Raw genomic sequence first — 6,977 nt, forward strand, 5'->3', positions numbered from 1 at the left:
CGCAGGCTCAAGCTGAACACATGGTAGAGCCAGACGGCATGGCTGATGATCTCCGCCGGGAAGCGGTATCCAGGGTAGGTGGGGCAGTCTGCCGTCATCCCGTCAGATTGCCCTGGCTCAGCTGTTCCGACCACCGCCCATCAACTTGCCAATGCCCGGGTACGGCCTGATCCAGCAAGGGCGCTTGGTCCTGATCGCTGAAGCCGAGGCCACCGCATCGCGCCTGCTGCCGACTTTGCGCCCGCCGGTGGGTCTGCCAGTGAGCCAAAGATCCGCGGTGCTGGAAGCGCTTGAGGCTTTCACCGGCCGACTTATGGCCGAACTCAGCGCTGTCGGGCTGATGCTGGAGGCGGCGGCGGAAAGCCGCTGACCCGCAGCGCGCAGCGCGCTGGCAGTCGCTAAGCCACAACCCGCGCCTGTGTTGATCCCCTGACCGCCAGTGTGCCACGAAGCAGCGTGACCTCGTCTGGCAAGGCCGGGTCTTCCATGCGCGCCAGCAGCATGTCCAGTCCGCGCCGCACCATGGGCACCAGCGGCTGGGACATGGTGGTCAGCGCGTAAGTCGGGCGCGCGGCCTCGGCGATATCATCGAAGCCGACCACCGAGACATCCTGCGGCACACGGAGGCCGTTCTGGCGCAGTGCATCGATGACTCCGAGGGCCATGATATCGCTGACGGCGAAGACCGCATGCGGCCGCTCCGCCGGTGGCAGTGCCGCGATGCCTTCGCCCGCGACATAGCCGCCCATCCAGCTGGATGTGCCTCCGCTGAAACGAACAGCCTCCAGCCCCGCCGAGGCCAGAGCGCGGGTGAAGCCCTGCTCGCGTTCCAGGGCTGTGGAACTCGAGGTATCGGTACCCACCAGGGCAAAGCGCCGATGCCCTTCATGCAGCAGGAACTGGGTGATTTCCGTCGCGCCTTCCAGATTGTCGCAGGAGACGGAGGATGCGCGCAGCCGTGTGGTGCGGTTCAACATCACCACCGGTACGCCGTGGCTGCCGCACATGTCGGCGATGCGTGACGAAAGCTGCGCGGAGGTCACCAGGCAGCCATCGACCCGGTACTGCAGCACGGCTTCCATCGTCTCGTCCTCAACGGCGCCAGCGCCGAGATGCAGAACCAGGAGCCGTATTCCCCGCCTTGCCGCCTGCGCGACGACTTCCTGTAGCATGGCGACGTAGAAGGGGTTCTCCACCGGCCCGAGAACCAGCCCCACGAGGCCACTGCGGCCGCCCGACAGCGTGCGTGCGAGGGCATCGGGCTTGTAGCCCAGTTCTAGCGCGATAGCGGCGATGCGGGCGCGTGTTGCCGCCGAGATCCGCGTATCGCCATTCAGCGCACGGGAGACGGTCGAACTGGCAACACCCGCCTGGCGGGCGATGGTGACGACGGTCACCCGGTCAGGAGGCGCGGGCATGCTGATGGAGGAAGGCATGGAACGATCTTAGGCGGACCATTCAACTGAGTAGAAGATGCGCAAACGAATGCGCGTCCCAGGAGCGAGCAGCAAGGACGACAACTTTTCCACGGCAAACATGGCAGCAATTATAACCGATCCTTGCCCACCAAACATATAAGGGTGGGTGTTTCTGCGCGCATACGTGTGCGCATTTCTAGTAGACACGTGATGTCGTGATGGTTAGCCTTCGTGTCACAGGCCCGGCGGCATAGACCGGGCACATCAGGAGAAACGACCCATGCGCGCCCCCCTGACGCGTCGTGGCGCCCTTGTGGCCGCCGGCGCAGGCTTCCTTGCATCCACTGCCCTCTGCCGCCCTGCCCTTGCCCAGAACACAGTGCTGCGCGTTGGCGGCACGCCCAATTACGGACCCGTCCTGCCGGTGCATGCGGCGAATGCGCTGGGCCTCTTCAAGAAGTTGGGGTTGACGGTTGAATTTACCGGTTTCTCCGGCGGTTCGGCCGCCATGGAGGCCGTGGCAGCCGGCGAGGCCGACCTGATCAACTATTTCCCGCCGGGCGTGGCGCTGGCCAAGCAGCGTGGCGTTGCAGCCACCATCATCGCCGCCGGCACCCTGACGCCGCGTGGCTGGAAGATCATGGCGAAGAAGGACAGCCCGCTCTCCAGCGTCAAGGATCTGGCACGGAAGAAGATCGGCGTCAGCGCCAATGGTTCCACCACCGATTTCTTCGCGCTCTGGGCTGGGCAGCAGGCCGGCAGCATGGTGTCGCGCATTCCGCTCGGTGGCGGCGGCCTGATTCCTGGCCTGCTCTCGGGCAATGTGGATGCCATCGTCGCTTACCCGCCGCTGTCCTATCAGCTGGAAACTTCGGGCGACGGCAAGGTGGTGGTCGACCTCGGCACCGCCATGCAGCCAAACCTGCCTGATGTCTGGATGGCTGCCGACAAGGTCCTGCAAAGCAAGAAAGAGCCGATTCAGAAGGCGCTGGTCGGCATCTTCTCTGCCGTACGCTACATGAAGGCCAATCCGGAATGGACGGTGAAGTTCATTCAGGAGCAGAGTAAGTTCGCCCCCGCCGTGGCGCAGCTGGAGTTCGACAATACCATCAAGGGTCTTTCCGACGACGGGGTGATCCAGGAAGGCTGGGTAGAGAACTCGCTGGCGCTGGGACGCCTGGCAGGGTTGCAGGAGCTGCCATCGGCGAAGTCGATGTTCTCGACGGAGTTCTTCCCGGTCACTCCGATCGAGGTGTGATGCCGATGCGCGCGGATCGGATGGTTCTGCTGGCCCAGGCGGCGGTGGTGCTGGGCTTGTTCCTGGCGTGGGAAGCCGTGAGCCGCCTGGGCTTGGCCGACCCGCGCTTGCTGCCGCCGCCTAGCCTCGTGCTGCCAAAGGCAGCCGAGCTGCTGGGTGACGCGACCTTCCGGGGCCATCTCTGGATCACCATCAAGGAAGTGGCGCTCGCGGTGGTCATCGCCGCACCGTTGGGTGTCGGCATCGGGTTGGCATTGGCCGAGAGCCCTTACCTCGGCCGCGCCTTCAAGCCTTTCTTCCATTTCGTGGCTGCGGTGCCAAAATCGGTGTTTTTGCCGGTCTTCATCCTGCTCTTCGGCATCGGTTTCGGGCAGAAGGTCGCCTTTGGCGTGTTCCAGGCGCTTTTCGTGCTGGTCATCGCGACCGCCGCCGCCGTGGCCGCGGTGCCGGATGAGCTGGTGCGCCTGGCCCGCGCCAATGGCGCCACGCGGCGCCAGATCTGGGTCGAAATCCATTGGAACGCTATGCTGCCGCTGATCCTGGAAGGGCTGCGGCTCGGCATGATCTTCAACATCGCAGGCGTGATCTTCGCGGAGATGTATGTCTCCCGCGCCGGCCTGGGACAGCGTTTCAGCACCTGGGGAGAGAGCTTCCGCATGCCTGAGCTTTTCGCCGGCGTGCTGATCGCAGCTGCCCTCAGCATCATCGTGAACGAGACGCTGCGCGCGCTGGAACGCCGCGCCGGCGCTTGGAGGACCGGATGAGCCTTCACCTGGCCGAGCCCCGCCACACTATGCCCGCCCCCGAAGCACAGCGCCCAGAGATCGAAGTCCGCGGCATCACGCACCGCTACGAGACCGGGCGTGGCCAGATTCTGGCGCTGCGCGACATCAATCTCTCCATCGCGCCCGGGCGCTTCGTGGGGCTGGTGGGCCCCTCCGGCTGCGGCAAGTCCTCGCTGCTGATGATGATGGCTGGGCTGGTGCGGCCCAGCGAGGGGCAGGTTTCTGTGCGCGGCGCGCCGGTCACAGGCCCGGCGCCGGAGCGCATCGGCGTGGTGTTCCAGGAAGCCAGCCTGCTGCCCTGGCGCACGGCTCTGGAAAATGTGGCCTTTCCCCTAAAGCTGCGTGGCGTGCCGCGCGCGGAGCGGGAGGCGAGGGCGGAGCAGCTCCTCCACCTCGTCGGCCTCAAGGGTTTCGAGAACCGGCACCCGCATGAGCTCTCCGGCGGCATGAAGCAGCGCGTCGCCATCGCCCGTGGCTTCTGCCAGGATCCGCCGGTGCTGCTGATGGACGAGCCCTTCGCCGCGCTGGACGAGCAGACGCGCATGACGCTGGGCGACGAACTGCTGCGCATCTGGGACCAGTATCGAAAGACCGTGGTCTTTGTGACGCATGGGCTGACCGAGGCCGTCTACCTCTGCGACGAGGTGGTGGTGCTGAGCGGCCGCCCGGGTGAGGTGCTGGCCCGCATTGAGATCGACCTGCCGCGCCCCCGAACCTGGGAGATGATGGCGACGGAGCATTTCGGCCGCCTTCGCGAGCAGATCTGGAGCCTGATCCGGAGGCAGTCGTGAGCAACGCCACGGCCGCTGCGCCCGCACGCGCCAGCGCGGAAAGGTGGCGCCTCTCCCCGGTAACGTTGCGCTGGCTCTGCCTCGCCGCCCTCGTGGCGGTGTGGGAAGTGGCGCCACGTGCCGGCTGGGTGCCACAGGTGATCCTGGCACCGCCAAGCGCGGCATTGGTCGAGGGGCTCGCGGAATGGGACTTCTTCGCCAGCGCCTTGGCCTTCACCTTCGGAGAGATCCTGGCCTCCCTGATCTTCGCCTACGGGCTGGGTGGGCTGCTGGGTCTGGTCATCGGCCTTTCGCCCTTTGGCCGTCGCGCAGCGCTGCCGCTGGTCTCCTCGATCTATGCCCTGCCCTTGATCGTGATCTATCCGGTCATGACGGCCTGGTTCGGCATCGGCCCGGCCAGCAAGATCTGGTTCGCCAGCCTCTACGGCATCTTCCCCGTGATTCTAGCTACCGCGGCCGGCGTGCAGCTCGTGGACCGCAAGCTGATCACCATGGCCCGAGCCCAGGGCGCAAGCTTCTGGCCGATGATGACCGAGGTCATCATTCCCGCCGCCCTGCCTGCCGTGGTGTCCGGCCTGCGGGTGGGCGGCGCGCTGGTGACTGTTGGCGTGGTGGTGGCGGAGATGCTGGCCTCCACCGACGGCATCGGATTTCTCATCACCCAGAACCGGACCATGTTCCGCACCCCGCAGGTGTATTTCGGCATCCTGCTGGTGCTGGTGCTGGCCGGCGGCCTGGATACGCTCATCAGCCGCCTGGAGCGCCGTGCCTCGCGCTGGCGGCCCCTGCAGGACAGTAGCCATGAATGACCGCATCAACCCCGTCCCGCCGCACCGGCCCGCTGTGCCGGGTGAAGGCCCCGGCCTGCCAGCGCTGGACGCCCTGCTGCATGGTGCCGTGGACCTGCACCATCACGGCTTTCCCGAATTCACCCTGGCCCATCCCACCCGCCAGGACGATGCCGAGGAGCTGCGCCAGGCCGATGCCGCCGGCATGGCGGGCATCGTGATGAAGTCGCATTTCTTCCCGACTACCACCGTGTCCTGGCGGCTGAACCAGCTCGGGCTGCGGGCCCGCGCCTTCGCCTCCATCACCATGAATCCCTGCTCCGGCGGCTTCCTGCCCATCGCGGTGGAGGCGGCGGCGCGGCAGGATGCGCGCGTGCTCTTCATGCCGACCTGGGGCGCCGCAGCCGACCAGCGGCGCGGCGGCTTCAGCCACCACCTGACCGAATTCCTGGAGCATGCCCGCAACCTGGACCCGGAGCGCGGCCTAACGGTGATGGACGCGCAGGGCCGCATCCGGCCGGAGGTCAAGGATTGCCTGGCCATCGCCGCCGAGTTCGGGATGATGGTGGCCACGGGCCATGTCTCGCCGGAGGAAAGCCTGGCGGTGGTGGAGGAAGCCAGGCGGCTGGGCGTGCGGGAGGTGATGTTCCAGCATCCCGACAGCCGCTCCATCGGCGCGACCCGGGAGGATATCCGCCGCATCGCCGCCGCCGGCGGCACGATCGAGTTCTGCGCCATCGGCTTCACTCCCGCCTTCCAGCGCCTTCCCATTCCCGACTGCATCGACATCATCCGCGAGGTGGGCGTGGAGCATGTGGTGCTGACCACCGACTGCTTCTTCGGCTGGATGCCGCCGGCGCCGGAGCTGCTGCGGATGACGCTGGGCAGCATGCTGCACCATGGCCTGACGGAGCGTGAGGCCGCCATGCTGGTCCGCGACAATCCACGGCGCCTCCTCGGCCTGCCGCAGTGGAACGGCCAGGAATCGGCCGCCATGCCCCAGGCTGCCGAGGCGCTCTGACCTCCCAGGCCTGTGCGTGGCCGGGGCGCGCGGCCGCCGCCGCTGCCTCGCCCGCCGCTGGCCTGAACAGGTCGGCCTCCGCGTGCCGCAGCGGCCCTCTTCACCAGAGGCCGGCAGGGTTGCCCCGAGGGGGCATATCCGCGTCGAATAGCGGCTCAGAACAACCGGAGACGCCCCCATGCCCCTTTATGCCCTGGACCAGCACCAGCCGACCCTGCCGGCATCCGGCCGCTACTGGCTGGCGCCGGATGCGCATGTGATCGGGCAGGTTGTGCTGGGGGAGGATGTGGGCTTCTGGTTCGGCGCCGTCGCGCGCGGCGACAACAGCATCATCCGCATCGGCGACCGCACCAATATCCAGGATGGCGCCATGCTGCATGCCGACCCCGGCGCGCCGCTCACCATCGGCGCTGACGTCACGGTGGGCCACCATGCCATCCTGCATGGCTGCGCGGTAGGCGATGCCAGCTTGATCGGCATGGGTGCCACAGTGCTGAACCATGCGCGCATCGGCAACCACTGCATCGTCGGCGCCAATGCACTGGTGACGGAAGGCAAGGAGTTCCCAGATTTCTCGCTGATTGTGGGCGCGCCGGCCAAGTCGGTGCGAGTGCTGGACGCGGCCGCGGTGGAGAAGCTTCGCGCCTCCGCGGCGGGCTATGTGGCCAGTGCCCGCCGCTTCGCAGCGGGGTTGCGGCGGATCGACTGAGGCGCCCTGGATCCCGTCCCGCCGGCTGACTCGGCCGCTTCAGTTGAGCGTAATGCCGAGGCTGCGGATCAGTGATACCAAGACCTCTCGCTCGGCCGCCAGCAGGGCGCTGAGCTCCTCTGGCGGCATTGGCAAGTTGTTTGACGGAGGGCGAGTTCGGCCGCGTGACTCAGGGTGCAGCAGGATCAGGATGCCGCTTGGGCGCAG

At 66.9% G+C, this 6,977-nt stretch carries 8 protein-coding genes; 7 read left to right on the forward strand and 1 reads right to left on the reverse strand.

Features of this window, described 5'->3' with window-relative positions; genetic code table 11:
- Positions 1-151: 151 nt before the first annotated feature.
- Positions 152-370, forward strand: coding sequence for a hypothetical protein (locus tag EBE87_RS27250; RefSeq protein ID WP_120640749.1), 219 nt, complete (start codon positions 152-154; stop codon positions 368-370).
- A gap of 28 nt (positions 371-398) precedes the next feature.
- Here EBE87_RS27250 and EBE87_RS27255 read toward each other — a convergent pair whose 3' ends face one another.
- The gene (locus EBE87_RS27255) at positions 399-1,436 is read right to left on the reverse strand and encodes a LacI family DNA-binding transcriptional regulator (protein ID WP_120640748.1); all 1,038 of its coding nucleotides are present in this window, start codon (positions 1,434-1,436) and stop codon (positions 399-401) included.
- Positions 1,437-1,797: 361 nt separating this feature from the next.
- On the opposite strand from EBE87_RS27255, the gene EBE87_RS27260 reads away from it, so the two are divergent.
- The 6 genes from EBE87_RS27260 to EBE87_RS27285 all read left to right on the forward strand — a co-directional run bounded on the left by EBE87_RS27260 (position 1,798) and on the right by EBE87_RS27285 (position 6,770).
- Positions 1,798-2,676, forward strand: coding sequence for an ABC transporter substrate-binding protein (locus EBE87_RS27260; RefSeq protein ID WP_158601048.1), 879 nt, complete (start codon positions 1,798-1,800; stop codon positions 2,674-2,676).
- Positions 2,677-2,681: 5 nt separating this feature from the next.
- Positions 2,682-3,440: an ABC transporter permease gene (locus EBE87_RS27265; RefSeq protein WP_158601047.1), complete on the forward strand. Its 759-nt coding sequence runs from the start codon at positions 2,682-2,684 to the stop codon at positions 3,438-3,440.
- Entirely contained in the window at positions 3,437-4,252 is an 816-nt protein-coding gene (locus EBE87_RS27270) for an ABC transporter ATP-binding protein (RefSeq protein ID WP_199707925.1), read from the forward strand. Before EBE87_RS27265 ends, EBE87_RS27270 begins: the two co-directional genes overlap by 4 nt.
- On the forward strand, positions 4,249-5,061 hold the full coding sequence (locus EBE87_RS27275) for an ABC transporter permease (RefSeq protein ID WP_158601046.1): 813 nt from the start codon (positions 4,249-4,251) through the stop codon (positions 5,059-5,061). The genes EBE87_RS27270 and EBE87_RS27275 overlap by 4 nt, the downstream gene beginning before the upstream one ends.
- Positions 5,054-6,061, forward strand: a complete 1,008-nt coding sequence (locus EBE87_RS27280; RefSeq protein WP_120640743.1) for a DUF6282 family protein — start codon at positions 5,054-5,056, stop codon at positions 6,059-6,061. The genes EBE87_RS27275 and EBE87_RS27280 overlap by 8 nt, the downstream gene beginning before the upstream one ends.
- Before the next feature lie 178 nt (positions 6,062-6,239).
- The gene (locus tag EBE87_RS27285; RefSeq protein WP_120640742.1) at positions 6,240-6,770 is read left to right on the forward strand and encodes a gamma carbonic anhydrase family protein; all 531 of its coding nucleotides are present in this window, start codon (positions 6,240-6,242) and stop codon (positions 6,768-6,770) included.
- The last annotated feature ends 207 nt before the right edge of the window (positions 6,771-6,977 follow it).

Source organism: Teichococcus wenyumeiae, from assembly GCF_003696345.1.
GTDB classification, from domain to species: Bacteria; Pseudomonadota; Alphaproteobacteria; order Acetobacterales; family Acetobacteraceae; genus Pseudoroseomonas; species Pseudoroseomonas wenyumeiae.